7 protein-coding genes are annotated in these 14,347 nt (G+C 74.0%); 3 read left to right on the top strand and 4 right to left on the bottom strand.

The genetic code is table 11. The features are described 5' to 3' along the window. Window positions 1–6 precede the first annotated feature (6 nt). From ACFVS0_RS20170 to ACFVS0_RS20155, 4 genes are all read right to left on the bottom strand, one after another. Window positions 7–954: a hypothetical protein gene (locus ACFVS0_RS20170; RefSeq protein ID WP_430562816.1), complete on the bottom strand. Its 948-nt coding sequence runs from the start codon at window positions 952–954 to the stop codon at window positions 7–9. Between the two features lie 138 nt (window positions 955–1,092). Beyond that, the gene (locus ACFVS0_RS20165) at window positions 1,093–2,808 is read right to left on the bottom strand and encodes an FAD-binding dehydrogenase (RefSeq protein ID WP_430588963.1); all 1,716 of its coding nucleotides are present in this window, start codon (window positions 2,806–2,808) and stop codon (window positions 1,093–1,095) included. A gap of 54 nt (window positions 2,809–2,862) precedes the next feature. Continuing rightward, window positions 2,863–5,151, bottom strand: a complete 2,289-nt coding sequence (gene glgX / locus ACFVS0_RS20160) for a glycogen debranching protein GlgX (RefSeq protein WP_430588962.1) — start codon at window positions 5,149–5,151, stop codon at window positions 2,863–2,865. Between the two features lie 68 nt (window positions 5,152–5,219). Further along, window positions 5,220–6,014, bottom strand: coding sequence for an SDR family NAD(P)-dependent oxidoreductase (locus tag ACFVS0_RS20155; RefSeq protein WP_430588961.1), 795 nt, complete (start codon window positions 6,012–6,014; stop codon window positions 5,220–5,222). Window positions 6,015–6,150: 136 nt separating this feature from the next. On the opposite strand from ACFVS0_RS20155, the gene ACFVS0_RS20150 reads away from it, so the two are divergent. From ACFVS0_RS20150 to ACFVS0_RS20140, 3 genes are all read left to right on the top strand, one after another. After that, window positions 6,151–6,957, top strand: a complete 807-nt coding sequence (locus tag ACFVS0_RS20150; RefSeq protein ID WP_430588960.1) for an electron transfer flavoprotein subunit beta/FixA family protein — start codon at window positions 6,151–6,153, stop codon at window positions 6,955–6,957. Between the two features lie 12 nt (window positions 6,958–6,969). Next, window positions 6,970–7,983: an electron transfer flavoprotein subunit alpha/FixB family protein gene (locus ACFVS0_RS20145; RefSeq protein WP_430588959.1), complete on the top strand. Its 1,014-nt coding sequence runs from the start codon at window positions 6,970–6,972 to the stop codon at window positions 7,981–7,983. Between the two features lie 213 nt (window positions 7,984–8,196). Next, complete coding sequence (locus ACFVS0_RS20140) at window positions 8,197–14,271, top strand: Ig-like domain-containing protein (protein ID WP_430588958.1); 6,075 nt, start codon at window positions 8,197–8,199, stop codon at window positions 14,269–14,271. The last annotated feature ends 76 nt before the right edge of the window (window positions 14,272–14,347 follow it).

Here is a 14,347-nt window from a genome sequence, read left to right as displayed (position 1 = left end):
GACGCTTTACCTCGACCTGGCGACACGCAGGGCGTGCTCGACCCTCGCGACGAGGCGGCGGACGTCCCGCAGGTCGGCGAACGTGACCCGCAGGATCGTCCACCCCGCCTCGACGAGGGCGTCGTGCCGGCGCTTCTCCGCCAGGAGCACCTGCTGCGGGTCGCCCGCCCTTCCGTCGTACTTGACCGCGCCGTCGACCTCGAGCGCGACCTTGAGGTCGGGCCAGGCGAGATCGACCCAGAACGTGCCGGCCCAGGTGTCGACCGGGGTCGCGTGGACGGGACGCGGCAGCCCCGCGGCGAGCAGGTGCCAGCGGACGAGCGACTCCAGGGGCGACTCCGACGCGCCGTCCGCCGCGGCGAGCACGCGCCGCGCACGTCGTACGCCGCGCGCGCCGCGGGACCGGTCGAGCCGTCCCGTGAGCTCGTCCGGGTCGACGCCCAGCGCGAGAGCGGAGTCGGCCACGACGATGGACGACGGCTCCGCGAGCGTGCGCGCGCAGTCGACGACCGTGCGGCCCAGCGACGTCACGGGGACGCCGTCGAGGTCGCCGCGATCATGCTCGGGCACGGGGGAGACGTGGCGCCGGAGGACGTCGTCGGCCGGCCCGGGTGCGGGGCGGGTCAGCTGGGTCACGTGCACCTGGGGCCCGAGCTGCCAGGTCCAGCACCCCCACGCGACCGCGGCACTCGCATGGCTGAACCAGAACGTCGTGGTCAGACGCTCGGCCACGGCCGTCATATGGGCCAGCACCTGCGCTCGGCGGCGGACGGCGGTGGTGAACGACGGGTCGACGGACGGCAGGTAGACGCCGCGCCGGAGCCGCACCAGGTCGTCGTCCCGGGTCCGTTCCCGCAGCTCGGCCCTCCGCTCGGGGTCGTACCGCACGGCGGCCGGCAACAGGGGGCGGTCGGGGGTCGGTGCGCCTGGCCGGCGCGTCGCGGTCCTGGACATGGGTCGATCGTGGGGGCCGCGGCCGCCGCGCTGGGCCGTGGGTGCAGATCTGTGGACGACGGTGCCGCGAGGTCGCGGCGAGGGCTCGAGGTCGATGTCCCGGACCTCGACCTCGAGCGCTCCGCTTCGATCTCGGCGTCAGGCGTCCGCGGCGAGTGCCCGGCCGGTGGTGCGGCCGGTGTGCAGGCAGCCGCCGAGGAAGGTGCCCTCCAGCGCGCGGTGGCCGTGCACCCCGCCGCCGCCGAACCCGGCGGCCTCGCCCACGGCCCACAGGCCGTCCAGCACCGACCCGTCGGCGCGCAGCACGCGGCCGGACGGGTCGCACCACAGGCCGCCGAGGGTCTTGCGGGTCAGCACCGACAGCCGGACGGCGAGCAGCGGGCCGTCCTTCGGCGTCGTGAGGGGCCGGGGCCTGGCGACCCGGATGAGCTTGTCGACGCGGTAGTCCCGGGCGGCCCGCGTCGCGACCACCTGCGGGTCCTTGCCGAGGCCGGACGCCACCTGCGCGTCGCGCGCGGCGACGACGGCGGCGAGCGCACCCGGGTCCACGTGTCCCTTCGAGCCGGGCGTGGCGTCCACCAGCGCGTTCATCTTCGCGGCGAGCTCGTCGGTGGTGTCGGCCCAGAGGAACTCGGGCGACTCGTTCGCGAACCGTTCCACCGGCCCGACGGCGCGCGGCAGCACCCGCTGCGCGAGGAGCTTGACGTCCTTGCCGGTGAGGTCGGGGTTCTGCTCCGAGCCCGAGAGGGCGAACTCGGACTCCATGATCGCCTTGTTGAGCACGAACCAGGAGTGGTCGTCGCCCCGGCGGGTCACGTGCTGCAGCGCACCGAGCGCGTCGAAGCCCGGGAACAGCGGGGCGGGCAGGCGGCCGCCGTCGGCGTCGAGCCACAGCGACGACGGGCCGGGCAGGATGCGGATGCCGTGGTTCGTCCAGACGGGCGAGTGGTTGGCGATGCCCTCCGGGTAGTGCCACATCCGGTCCTCGTGCACGAGCGCGGCGCCGGCGTCCGCCGCGATCCCGAGCATGAGGCCGTCGGTCGAGTCGGGGACGCCGGAGAGCATGCGCTCGGGCAGGGTGCCGGCCTCGGGGTCCCAGTGCGCGCGCGCCAGGTCGTGGTTGGCGCCGATGCCGCCGGTCGCGACGACGACGGCGCCCGCAGAGATCTCCTCGGTGCCCACCACGTCCCGGTTCGACGGCGCGCCCCGGCCGCCGAACGGCAGCCCGGCGAGCGGCTGGTCGGCCAGCACGTCGGCCCGGACCCCGGTCACGCGGCCGTCCGTGGTGACCAGCCCGGTGACGCGGCGGCGGAACCGCAGGTCGAGCAGGCCGGCGTCGCGGGCGGCCAGCGCGGCGGCGACGAACGGCGCGACGATGCCGGGGCCCGTACCCCACGTGACGTGGAAGCGGGGCACGGAGTTGCCGTGCTCCACCCTCCCGTCGTCGTGCCCCACGGTGTACCCGCCGCGCTCGGCCCACTGCACCAGCGGGAACCACCGCACGCCCTTGCCGCGCAGCCAGGACCGCAGGTCGCCGGCAGCGAACTCCACGAAGCGGCGGGCCCACGCGTACCCGTGCCGGTCGGGGCCCTCGCCGCGGTCGGCGCCGGGTGCGAACTGCGCGGAGCCGAGCCAGTCGGACCACGCCAGGTCGGCCGAGTCGTGCACGCCCATCGCGCGCTGCTCCGGGGAGCCGACGAGGAACAGCCCGCCGAACGACCACCACGCCTGGCCGCCGAACGACGCCTCCGGCTCCTGGTCAAGCAGCACCACCCGGCGGCCCGCGGCGGTCAGCTCCGTGGCCGTGACGAGTCCCGACAGGCCTCCACCGATGACGACGACGTCAGCATCCATGCGCGCAGTCTGGCAGAGGAGCGGCTCGGGGAGAACGGTCCGCGGACGGCGGCTTCACCGCCCGAGGAAGACCTGCACGCTCAGCGACTCGAGCACGGCGTCCTCGGCCTCGTCGTCGGGGGCCTCGGGACGGTCCCACGCCGAGCTCCAGACCCGCTCCCACGCCCCGCCGCCGGGCGTGGCGGGAAGGGTGACGTCGACGTCGTCGAGCCCGCCGTTGAGCACGAGCAGCACGGCCGCGTCGCCGTCGTCCGGCCCGGGCCGCAGCATCTGCACGACGCGGCGCCCCGCGACAGCCCAGGCGTCGCGGTCCATGGGGGCGCCGTCGACGGCGAACCACAGCAGGTCGGTCTCGTCCTCGCCGGGGCGGGGCGAGCCGAGGAAGAACGAGTCGGCCCGCAGCGCGGGGTGCTCGGCGCGCAGCGCCAGGAGGAAGCGCGTGGTGTCCAGGAGGTCGCGGGCGGCGTCCTCGAGGTCCCAGCCGACCCACGAGATCGGGTTGTCCTGGGCGTACGCGTTGTTGTTGCCGCGCTGGGTGCGGCCGAGCTCGTCGCCGGCGGTGAGCATGGGCGTGCCCGCGGACAGCAGCAGCGTCGCGAGCAGGTTGCGCTGCGAGCGCCGCCGCAGCGGCACGACGGCGGACCAGGGCTCGGTGCCCGTGTCGCCCGCCCCCTCCCCGTCCTCGGCGCCGGGCGCGTGCCCCTCGACGCCGTGGTTCCACGACAGGTTGTGGTCCGAGCCGTCGCGGTTCTCCTCGCCGTTGGCCTCGTTGTGCTTGTGGTCGTAGGCGACCAGGTCGGCGAGGGTGAACCCGTCGTGGGCGGTCACGTAGTTGACGGACGCGACCGGCCCGCGCACCAGCGGCGGGTCGGAGTGCCCGAACAGGTCGGCCGAGCCCGCGAGGCGGGTGGTGAGCTCGCGCAGGCCGTGCATGGGCCGGCCGTGCGAGCCCTCGCGCGCGGCGTCCAGCCAGAACCCGCGCGCGGCGTCGCGGAAGCGGTCGTTCCACTCGGCCATGGGCGGCGGGAAGTTGCCGGTCTGCCAGCCTCCCGGCCCGACGTCCCACGGCTCCGCGACCAGCTTGAGGTTGTTCAGCACGGGGTCGGTCTGCAGCGCCACGAGGAACGGGTGGTCGGGGGAGAAGCCGTGCTGGCCCCGGCCCAGCGTCACCGCCAGGTCGAAGCGGAACCCGTCCACACCCACCACCTCGGCCCAGTAGCGCAGCGAGTCCAGCGCGAGCTGCACCACCCGCGGGCGGCGGAAGTCGAGCGAGTTCCCCGTGCCGGTCACGTCGGCCAGCGCGGCCGGCGACGCGCCGTCGTGCAGGTAGTAGCCCGCGTTGTCGAGGCCGCGCCAGGCCACGTGCAGCGCGTCGTCGCCGCCCTCGCAGGTGTGGTTGTAGACGACGTCGAGCAGCACCTCGATGCCCGCGTCGTGCAGCAGGTGCACCATGCCGCGGACCTCGTCGAGCACGGCCGCCGGCCCCGCCTCGCGCGCCGCCCGCGTCGCGTACGCCGCGTGCGGGGCGAAGAACCCGAGCGTCTGGTAGCCCCAGTAGTTGGTGAGGCCGCGGGCCACGAGGTGCGGCTCGCTGGCGAACGCGTGGATCGGCAGCAGCTCGAGCGTGGTGACGCCCAGGCTCGTCAGGTGCGCGATCGTCGCCGGGTGCGCGACCCCCGCGTACGTGCCCCGCAGCTCCGGGGGGACGTCCGGGTGGGTCGCCGTGAGGCCTCTGACGTGCGCCTCGTAGACGACGGTGTCCGCCCACGGCACGCGCGGGCGGCTCAGCGGCGGCGGCCCCGGGTGCGACGCCACGACGACCGAGTGCGGCACGAAGGCGAGCGAGTCGCGGTCGTCCGGGGCGCCGTACCGCTCGGCCACCCACGAGCGCCCCTCCGGGGAGTCGGGGTCGTCCGGGTCGAGCGGCGCGCTCACCGCCCCCAGCGTCTCCGGGCCGTAGGTGAGGTCGCCCGCCAGCCCCCGGGCGTACGGGTCGACGAGCAGCTTGGCCGGGTTGTGCCGGTGCCCGGCCTCCGGGTCCCACGCGCCGTGCGTCCGGAAGCCGTACCGCTGGCCGGGCCGCACGTGGGGCACGTGGGCGTGCCACACGCCGTACACCGGCCCGTCGAGCGGGACCCTCCGCTCCGCGTACCGCGCCGGGTCGTGCGCGTCGCGGTGCGGCTCGACGACGTCGATCAGGCAGAGCTCCACCGCGTCCGCGTGCGCCGCGGCGACGGCGACGTCGATCCCGCCGTCCGGTGTCGGGTGCACCCCGAGCGGGGGGACGTGGCTGCGGCGCGCCGTCGGGCGCGTCAGCGGCGTGACCTTGGGTCGCGACTCCATGGGGGACATGGTGCCCGGGGTCGCCGACAGGCGCGCGGGCGCAGGTGGGGGAGGGTGCGGATCGGGTCTCAGGGGAGGATCGAGTCGACGTAGCCGCCGTCGACGCGGACGGCGCCTCCGGTGGTGGCGGACGCGAGCGGCGAGGCGAGGTAGGCCACCAGGTTCGCGATCTCCTCGGGCTCGATGAGGCGCTGGAGCAGCGACTGCGGCCGGTACCGCACCATGAACTCGCGCTGCGCCTCGTCCCACGGCAGGTCACGGTCCACCAGCTGGTGGACGAAGTCCTCCACGCCGCCGGTGTGCGTGGGACCGGCGATGACGGAGTTCACCGTGACGCCGGTACCGGCCGCCTCCTTGGCGAAGCCGCGCGAGACCGCGAGCAGCGCCGTCTTGGACGCGCCGTAGTGGATCATCTCCGCCGGGATGACGACGGCGGAGTCGCTCGCGATGTCGAGCACCCGGCCCCAGCCGCGAGCGATCATGCGGGGCAGGTGGTGGCGGATCAGGCGGATAGCGGCCAGCACGTTCACCTCGAAGTAGCGCCGCCACTCCGCGTCGGTGATCTCCAGCGCGGGACGGGACTCGAAGATGCCGAGGTTGTTGACCAGCACGTCCACGTCGGGCAGCGCGTCGACGGCGGCGGCGAACCCGTCGTCGGTGGCGACGTCGGCCACCACCGCCACCCCCTCGAAGCCCTCGACGTCCCGGGCGAGCTCGTCGAGCGCGCGGCCCACGGACTCCTCCGAGCGGCCGTTGATCCCGACGCGGGCCCCCGCGGACGCGAGCCCACGCGCGATGGCGAGGCCGATGCCCTGCGTCGATCCGGTCACGAGCGCCGTCCTGCCGGCGAGGTCGATCCGCATCCCCCGACCGTAGGCCGCGTCACACCCGTCCGCCCCTGGACACAGGGTCGGACCCGGGAGGGCCGCGGGTAGGCTCGGCACCGTCGGCCGCAGCGCGTGCGGCCGCCGTCACCACCGTGAGCTGGAGGTCGCGCCCGTGCGCATCGTCGTCGCCGTGAAGTACGTGCCGGACATCAACGCGGACCGACGCTTCGTGGACTGTCGCGTGGACCGCGACCCGGGCGTCGGCACCCTCAACGAGCTGGACGAGAACGCCCTCGAGGCGGCGCTGCGGATCCTCGACGCCCTGCCCGAGGACGAGCGCGCGGCCAGCGAGGTCGTCGCCCTCACGGTCGCGCCGGCCGACGGCGACGTCGCGCTGCGCAAGTCGTTCCAGATGGGCGTGGACCGCGCGGTCCGCGTCACCGACGACGCCCTGGCCGGCTCGGACTACTTCGGCACCGCCGCGGCGCTCGCTGCCGGCGTGCGGAGGCTCGAGGCCGACGGCGCGCCCGTCGACCTCGTGATCACCGGGATGGCGGCGCTCGACGGCCTCGGCTCGGTGGTCCCGGCGCTCGTCGCGGCCGAGCTCGGCCGCCCGGCCCTCACGCTGGCGAAGAAGATCGCCGTCGCCGACGGCACGCTCACCGTCACGCGCGAGACCGACGAGGCCACCGAGACGCTCGCCGCGCCGCTGCCGGCGGTCCTGTCCGTCGCGGACACCGCGAACACGCCGCGCATGCCGAACTTCAAGCTGATCATGGCGGCGCGCACCAAGCAGACCGAGGCATGGTCGGCCGCCGACCTCGGCCTCGACCCCGCCGCCGTCGGCACGGCCGGGGCACGCACCGAGGCGGTCTCCGCCACCCCGCGCCCCGCCCGTCCCGAGGTCGAGCTGGTGGTCGACAAGGGCGAGGGCGGCACCGCGCTGGCCGAGTACCTCATCCGCAACGAGCTGGTCTGAGAGGACGCGACCGTGACGACATCGACCGAGCCCACCCGCAACCGCACCGTCCTCGTCCTGCTGGACCCGGCCACCGAGGTGCGCTCCGGCGCGCTCGAGCTGCTCACCATCGCGCGCGGCCTCGGTCGCGTCGAGGCCGTCACGCTCGAGGCGCCGACCGTCGAGGCGCTCGCCCAGCTCGGGGCGTACGGCGTCGAGACCGTGCACCAGGCCGAGGTGCCCACCGACGTGCTCGCCGCCGCCGGGGGCGACGGCGCCCGCCACCTGCCCTCCGTCGTCGCGGCGACGCTCGCCGCCGCCGTGCGGCGCACCGACGCGGACGTCGTCCTGGCGCCCGCCACGTTCGGCGCGAAGGAGGCCGCCGCGCTGGCCGCCCACGCGCTCGGCGCCGGGCTGGTCATCGACGCCGCCGCCGTGGGGGAGGACGCCGACGGCCGGATCGTGGCCGGCAAGCGGGTCTTCGCCGGCGCCTGGGACACCCGGTGCGTGGTGACCGCCGAGGTCGCCGTGCTCACGGTGCGGGCCAACGCCGTCGTGCCGGAGCCGGCCGACGCGGCCGTGGCGACCGAGATCGACGCGCTGCCCGTGGCGCCGGCCGGCACGGCCGGGGTGGTCGTCACGTCCCGCGAGGTCAAGGAGCGTGCGCCCGGCCGCCCGACGCTCGAGGAGGCGGCCGTCGTCGTGGCCGGCGGCCGCGGCACCGGTGGCGACTTCGGCCCCGTCGAGGAGTTCGCCGACGCCGTCGGCGCCGCGATCGGCGCGTCGCGCGACGCCGTCTTCGAGGGCTGGTTCGACCGCTACATCGGCCAGACCGGCGTCACCATCGCCCCGCGCCTGTACGTGGGCGCGGGCATCTCCGGTGCCCCGCACCACCGCGGCGGGATGCAGGCGGCGCAGGTGATCGTGGCCGTCAACTCCGACCCGGAGGCACCGATCTTCGAGATCTGCGACTTCGCCGTCGTCGGCGACCTCGCGGACGTGCTGCCGCAGGCCGCCGCCGCTCTCCGCGCCCGCCGGGACGGCTGAGGCAGCCCGCCCTCGCCTGACCCGTCGCGCCGATGGGGAGTACTGCCCATCGGTCCGGGCAGCCTCGCGCCGGTCCGAGTCGGTATGCTCCGGCGAGGAAAGCATCGTGCTGTTCCCCATCACCGCCCCCAGATGGGTCACGCCGTGCCTCCGTCCACGTCGCCAGGTGGCGCGCGGGCTGTCGCACCTGGTCAGGGGGCCGAGGGGTAAGGCATGAGCTTCGTCTCGCGCGTCCTGGAGAACCGCCGCTCCATCGCGTCCGCAGGCGTCGTCGCCCTGTTCGGCGCGGGGCTGACCGGCTTCGCGCTCTGGTACGACGGCGAGGCGACGGTGGACGTCGACCTCAACGACTCGGGCGTGTGGGTGACGCAGACGTCCACGGGCACCCTCGGCCGGTTCAACTACCAGGCCCGGGCCCTCGACGGCACGCTCCTCGCCAACTCGGTGAGCTTCGACGTCGAGCAGGACGCGCAGCACGTGCTGCTCGAGAGCTCCGTCGACTCCTCCGCGAGCCCGGTCGACCCCGCGCAGCTCGCCCTGCGGAGCACGCTCAAGCTGCCCGCCGGGTCCGAGGTCGCGACCGGCGGCAACACCGCGGCCGTGCTCGACGGCGAGACGGGGCGGGTCTGGGTCGTGCCGTTCGACGGCGCGATGGCGTTCGACGCCGAGGAGACGGAGCCCGAGCTCGAGGACGTGGGCGCGGGCGCCCAGGTCGAGGTGAGCACCGGTGGCACGGTCGTCGTCGCGGCCCCCGGCGTGGGCACCGTCTATACCGTCGAGACGGGCCCCCGGGGCACGGCGGAGTCCACCACGGAGGAGCGGCTGTCGGTCTCGAAGGACGCCGAGGTGCAGGTGACCACGGTGGGCGACGCCGCGGTCGTGCTGGACCGGTCGACGGGCAAGGTCGTGCTGCCGGGCGGTGACGCGGTGGAGATCGACGGCGGCGCGGCCGCGCAGCTGCAGCAGCCGTCGGCCGACTCCGACGTCGTCGTCCTGGCCACGTCCCGCGGCCTGGTCTCGCAGCCGCTGGACGGCAAGGCCGCCGTGAAGCGCACCGCGAACGGCACCCCCTCCCGCCCGGTCCAGCTGGGCGAGTGCGTCTACGGCGCCTGGTCGGTGTCCGGGCAGGTCGTGCGCGACTGCCCCGGCACGGACGCCGACGAGGACACCGTGCTCGAGGGCGTCGGCACCGACACCCACCTCGTCTACCGCGTGAACCGCGACGTCATCGTGCTCAACGACGTCGTCAACGGAACGCTCTGGATGGCGGCGGACGAGTTCCAGAAGGTCGACGACTGGGACCTGACCATCCCGGAGAACGACGAGGGCGAGAAGACCGAGTCCGAGGAGACGACGCCGGAGCAGGTCGACCAGTTCGTCGCCGACCGGGACAAGAAGAACCGGCCGCCGCAGGCGAAGGACGACCGCTTCGGGGTCCGCGCCGGGGGCACCACGGTGCTCAACGTGCTGGGCAACGACGTCGACCCCGACGGCGACGTGATGACGGCGTCGGTCGACGGCGAGCCCGAGGGGGACATCGCCGTGGACCGGGTGCTGGACGGCGCCGCGCTGCAGGCCGACGTGCCCGCGGACGCGAGCGGGAGCACGACGTTCACCTACCAGGTCGACGACGGCCGGGAGGGCGGCACGGACACGGCGAAGGTCACGGTCTCGGTGGTGCCGGAGTCCGAGAACGACCCGCCGACGCAGTCGGGCGAGCCGGTGCTGCGGGTCGGCCAGGGCGGCACCGCCGACATCAAGGTGCTGCCCTACTTCAAGGACCCGGACGGCGACGACCTCTTCCTGTCCCACGCGGGGACGAACGACCCGAACGACGAGGTCCGGTTCCGTCCGGACGGGACCGTCGAGTTCCGCGACGGCGGGGCGGCCACCGGCCGCAAGATCGTCGACGTCACGGTCTCCGACTCCTACGGCGAGCCGGTCGAGGGCCGGCTGCTCGTCGACGTGCTGGCCACGAACGAGCCGCCGGTCGCGGTGCAGGACCACGTCACGGTGCTCGCCGGCCAGCCGATGACGATCGAGCCGCTGGCCAACGACTCCGACCCGAACGGGGACGAGCTGCGCCTCGTGCACGTCACGGAGCAGAAGGGCCTCAAGGTCACGAACAACCTGTCCGCCGGGGTGTTCTCCGTCCAGGGGCAGGAGCCGGGCTCCTTCGACATCACCTACCAGGTGAGCGACGGCCCCAACGTGGCCCTCGGCCTGGTCCGCGTGGACGTCGTCGCGCCGCCGGAGGACGCGGCCCCGCCGGTGGTGGTCTCCGACCAGGTGCTGCTGCCGTCGGACGGCTCCGCGCTGCTCGACGTGCTCGCGAACGACACCGACCCGGCGGGCGGCGTGCTCGTCGTGCAGTCGGTCACCGTGCCGGACGACTCGCCCGTCGACGTGGCGGTGCTCAACCACGAGATCCTCAAGGTCACGGAGAAGCGCCGCCTCAGCGAGCCGGTGACCTTCGAGTACACGGTCGCGAACGGCACCGGCTCCGCCACCGGCCAGGTGCGCGTCGTGCCGATCCCCGCGCCCGACCGGCTGCGTCCCCCGGAGGCCGGCGCGGACAAGACGCTGGTGCACGCGGGCGACGTCGTGACGATCCCGGTGCTGAAGAACGACTCGCACCCCGACGGCCTCGAGATCGTCCTCAACGACGAGCTGCAGGAGGAGCCCGAGGCGGAGCTCGGCGAGGCGTTCGTCTCCGAGGACACGGTGCGCTTCCGGGCCGGCGCCGACGCTGGCACCGCCCACCTCGTCTACGAGGTCCGGGACAGCAACGGGCAGAAGGACTCCGCGCAGGTCACCATCACGATCAAGGACGACGAGGAGAACGCGGCGCCCCAGGTGCCCGACACCGAGACGCGGGTGCTCAGCGGCAAGACGGTGCGCATCCCGCTCGCCCTCGACGGCACCGACCCCGACGGCGACCAGGTCACCCTCAGCGCCATCGCGGACGCGCCGAGCCAGGGCACGGCGACGATCGTCGACGGCTTCGTGGACTACACGGCGGAGCAGGGCGCGGCGGGCTTCGACTCGTTCGCCTACGAGGTGATCGACACGCGCGGCGCCGTGGGCCGCGGCGTCGTCCGGGTGGGCATCGCGGTGCCCCCGGAGACCAACCAGGCGCCGCAGGTCGTCGACGACGAGAGCACCGTGCGGCCCGGGCGCACGGTGGCCGTGCGCGCGCTGGAGAACGACAACGACCCCGACGGCGACGAGATCGGCCTCGTCAAGGACGGCTTCAGCGGCATGCCCGAGGGCGTCGAGCCCGAGGTCGTGGAGGACGAGGTCGTGCTCACGGCTCCTGACAAGGACGGGGCGTACTCCTTCTACTACACGGTCCAGGACGCGTTCAAGGCGCGCGCGACCGGCGCGATCACGGTGACCGTGGACGCCGAGGCGCCGCTGCTCCGGCCGGTCGCGCACGACGACGTCGTCACGGCCGACCAGATCCGCGACACGTCCACGGTGACCGTGGACGTGCTCGCCAACGACGTCGACCCCGACGGCGTGGCGTCCGACCTCGAGGTGTCGGTGGACCAGGCGTCCGAGGGCGTCACGGTCGGCGAGGACGGCACGATCCAGGTCGCGGTGGGTGCGAGCGCGCAGGTCGTCACCTACACGGTCACCGACGTGGACGGGCTGCAGGCCAAGGCGTTCGTGCGCGTGCCGGGCGACCAGTCGCGTCCCTACCTCAAGCCGGGCTCGACCCCGCTCCAGGCCGTCAGCGGCGAGCCGCTGCCGGTCGAGCTGGGCGACCTCGTCGTGGTGCGGGAGAACCGCACCCCGCGCGTCACCGAGGAGAAGACGGTCAAGGCCACCGGCGGCGCGGCCGAGGTCCAGGACCGCGACACCATCGAGTTCACCTCCGCCGAGGACTTCGCCGGCGGCGCGTCGGTGAGCTTCGAGGTGACCGACGGCAAGGGGCCCGACGACGAGGAGGGGCTGACGGCCGTTCTCACGGTCCCGATCGACGTCGTGCCGTCCAAGAACCAGCCGCCGGAGGTGGTCGGTTCGCCGACGCTCCAGGTGGCTGCGGGCGAGGAGAACGTCGTCGACCTGTCGCGGTACGCCCAGGACCCCGACAAGGACGAGCTGACCTTCGACGTCGAGGGCGCCGAGGGCATCTCGACGTCCGTGTCGGGCGGCACCGTGACCGCGCAGGTCGAGCCGTCGGTGCCCAAGGGCACCGCCGCGGACGTCGCGTTCACCGTGTCGGACGGCAAGAACCCGCCGGTCGCCGGCACGCTGAAGGTGACCGTCGTGGGTTCCACGCGCCCGCTCGTGCAGACGACGCCGGACAAGGTGCCCGACGCCCACCAGGGGCAGCCGGTGACGGTCCCGGTGCTCGAGAACGACACCAACCCGTTCCCGGGCGAGGACCTGACCGTGGTGGGTGCCGTGGGCGAGACCGGCTCCGGCGACGTCGCGTTCGACGGCTCGCTCGTCACGATCACCCCGGACGCCGACTTCCACGGCGTGCTCACCGCGCGCTACACGGTCGAGGACGTCACGCAGGACCCGGACCGCCAGGTGGACGGCACGGTGTCCGTGACGGTGCTGGGCCGGCCGGAGCCCCCGTCGGCGCCGACGGTCGAGGAGGTGCGGTCCGGCACGGTGGTGCTGAGCTGGGAGCAGCCGAACGACAACGGCGCACCCATCACCGGCTACACGCTGCACGCCACCGACGGCAAGACCAAGGAGTGCACCACCACGACCTGCACGTTCGACGGGCTGACCAACAACGTGGAGTACACGTTCACGGTCACCGCGACGAACGACGTGGGCGAGTCCGACCCGTCGGCGGCGTCCGAGATGGCCCGCCCCGACGAGAAGCCGGACCCGCCGGCGGCCCCGACGCTGACCTTCGGCGACCAGCAGCTCACGGTCGACTGGACGAACAAGACGTACACCGACCGGTCCCCGATCGAGTGCGTCAACCTGGAGATCAGCCCCGCCCCCACGAGCGGCGCGATCCAGCAGCAGTGCGTCACGGGCGGCACGTACGTGTGGGAGGGCCTGACCAACGGCACCCCCTACACGGTGCGCCTGCAGGCCGTGAACGCCGCGCCGGACCCGTCCGACTGGGGCGACACCTCCGCGCCGGAGACCCCGGCCGGCCCGCCGGCCGCGCCCGCCGCGCCGTCGGCGACCCGGGTCGACACCGCCTTGGGCGGCCAGACCACCGTGTCGTGGCAGCAGCCCGACACCAACGGCGCCCCGATCGAGATGTACTACCTCGACGTCTACGAGGACGGGACGAAGGTCCGGACCATCGAGGCCGGCACGGCGCTCTCCCAGACGGTGGAGGGGCTCAAGACGACCGCCTCGTACACCTTCCAGGTGCGCGCCCAGAACAAGGCGGCGATCTCCGAGGCCAGCCCCTCGTCCAACGCCGTCGTGCCCTACGGCACGCCGGGCGTGCCGGGCAACGTCAGGGCAGAGCTGGGTTCCGACACGAACGGCAAGGCGAACGTGAGCTGGAGCGGCACGGACGACTACCGCGGGACCGGTGGCTACTACCAGGTGCAGGCCAACGGCGGCGGCGCGACGAGCGTCGGGAACCAGACCTCGTACACGTACGGGGGGCTGTCCAACGGCACCGCGTACACGTTCCAGGTCCGGGCCTGCAACGCGTACACCTGCTCCGCCTGGTCGGGGAGCTCGAACTCCGTGACGCCGTTCACGACGCCGGGTGCCCCGGGCATCTCCGCCTCCAAGGTGTCCGCGACGCAGGGACGGTTCACCATCTCGGCCCCGAGCAACAACGGCGGGCGGAACGTCCAGAAGATCGAGTGGCAGCGGAACTGGAGCTCGGGCAGCGGCTCGTCGACGTCGTTCCCCTTCTCGATGGACACCGGGTCCGCGTACTCGACCACCTACACGGTCCAGGCACGGGCGTGCAACGAGGCGGGCTGCGGCGCGTGGGCGAACGCGAGCCACACCACGGACGCCCCGCCGAACCCGAAGGCGGTGGTCTCGCGCGGCGGCTCGGTCAGCAACAGCCAGTGCGACGACGGCACCTGCGCCAAGCTGGTCGTCACCACGTCCGACTTCCAGGACACGGGCAACCAGACCATCGCCTGCTGGACCGACTTCGACACGGGGCCGCACCAGTTCTACGGGTCCTCGACGTACACCCGCAACATCCCCGCCAACGGGCGTCTCGAGCTGCCGTGCTTCATCGGTAGCGCGGCTCCGCAGTACGGCGGGCACAACGTGTGGGTCCGGATCGCGGGCAAGGACTACCAGAAGACCTGGTGGAGCACGAACTAGCGCGGCGACGGGGTCCTGGGGAGGGGGGGGGGGGGGGGGCAAGAAGGAGGGCGCGGCGGAACCAGAAAAAGGGGGA

The sequence above is a fragment of the Isoptericola sp. NPDC058082 genome (assembly GCF_042885055.1).
Classification (GTDB): Bacteria; Actinomycetota; Actinomycetes; order Actinomycetales; family Cellulomonadaceae; genus Isoptericola.
This window is presented reverse-complemented; position numbering and strand designations above follow the sequence as displayed.

What these genes read in the sequence shown, in the direction of transcription:
- ACFVS0_RS20170 (WP_430562816.1), bottom strand. Translation starts at nt 954, where the DNA reads ATGTCCAGGACCGCGACGCGCCGGCCAGGCGCACCGACCCCCGACCGC.
- ACFVS0_RS20165 (WP_430588963.1), bottom strand. Translation starts at nt 2,808, where the DNA reads ATGGATGCTGACGTCGTCGTCATCGGTGGAGGCCTGTCGGGACTCGTC.
- glgX (WP_430588962.1), bottom strand. Translation starts at nt 5,151, where the DNA reads ATGGAGTCGCGACCCAAGGTCACGCCGCTGACGCGCCCGACGGCGCGC.
- ACFVS0_RS20155 (WP_430588961.1), bottom strand. Translation starts at nt 6,014, where the DNA reads ATGCGGATCGACCTCGCCGGCAGGACGGCGCTCGTGACCGGATCGACG.
- ACFVS0_RS20140 (WP_430588958.1), top strand. Translation starts at nt 8,197, where the DNA reads ATGAGCTTCGTCTCGCGCGTCCTGGAGAACCGCCGCTCCATCGCGTCC.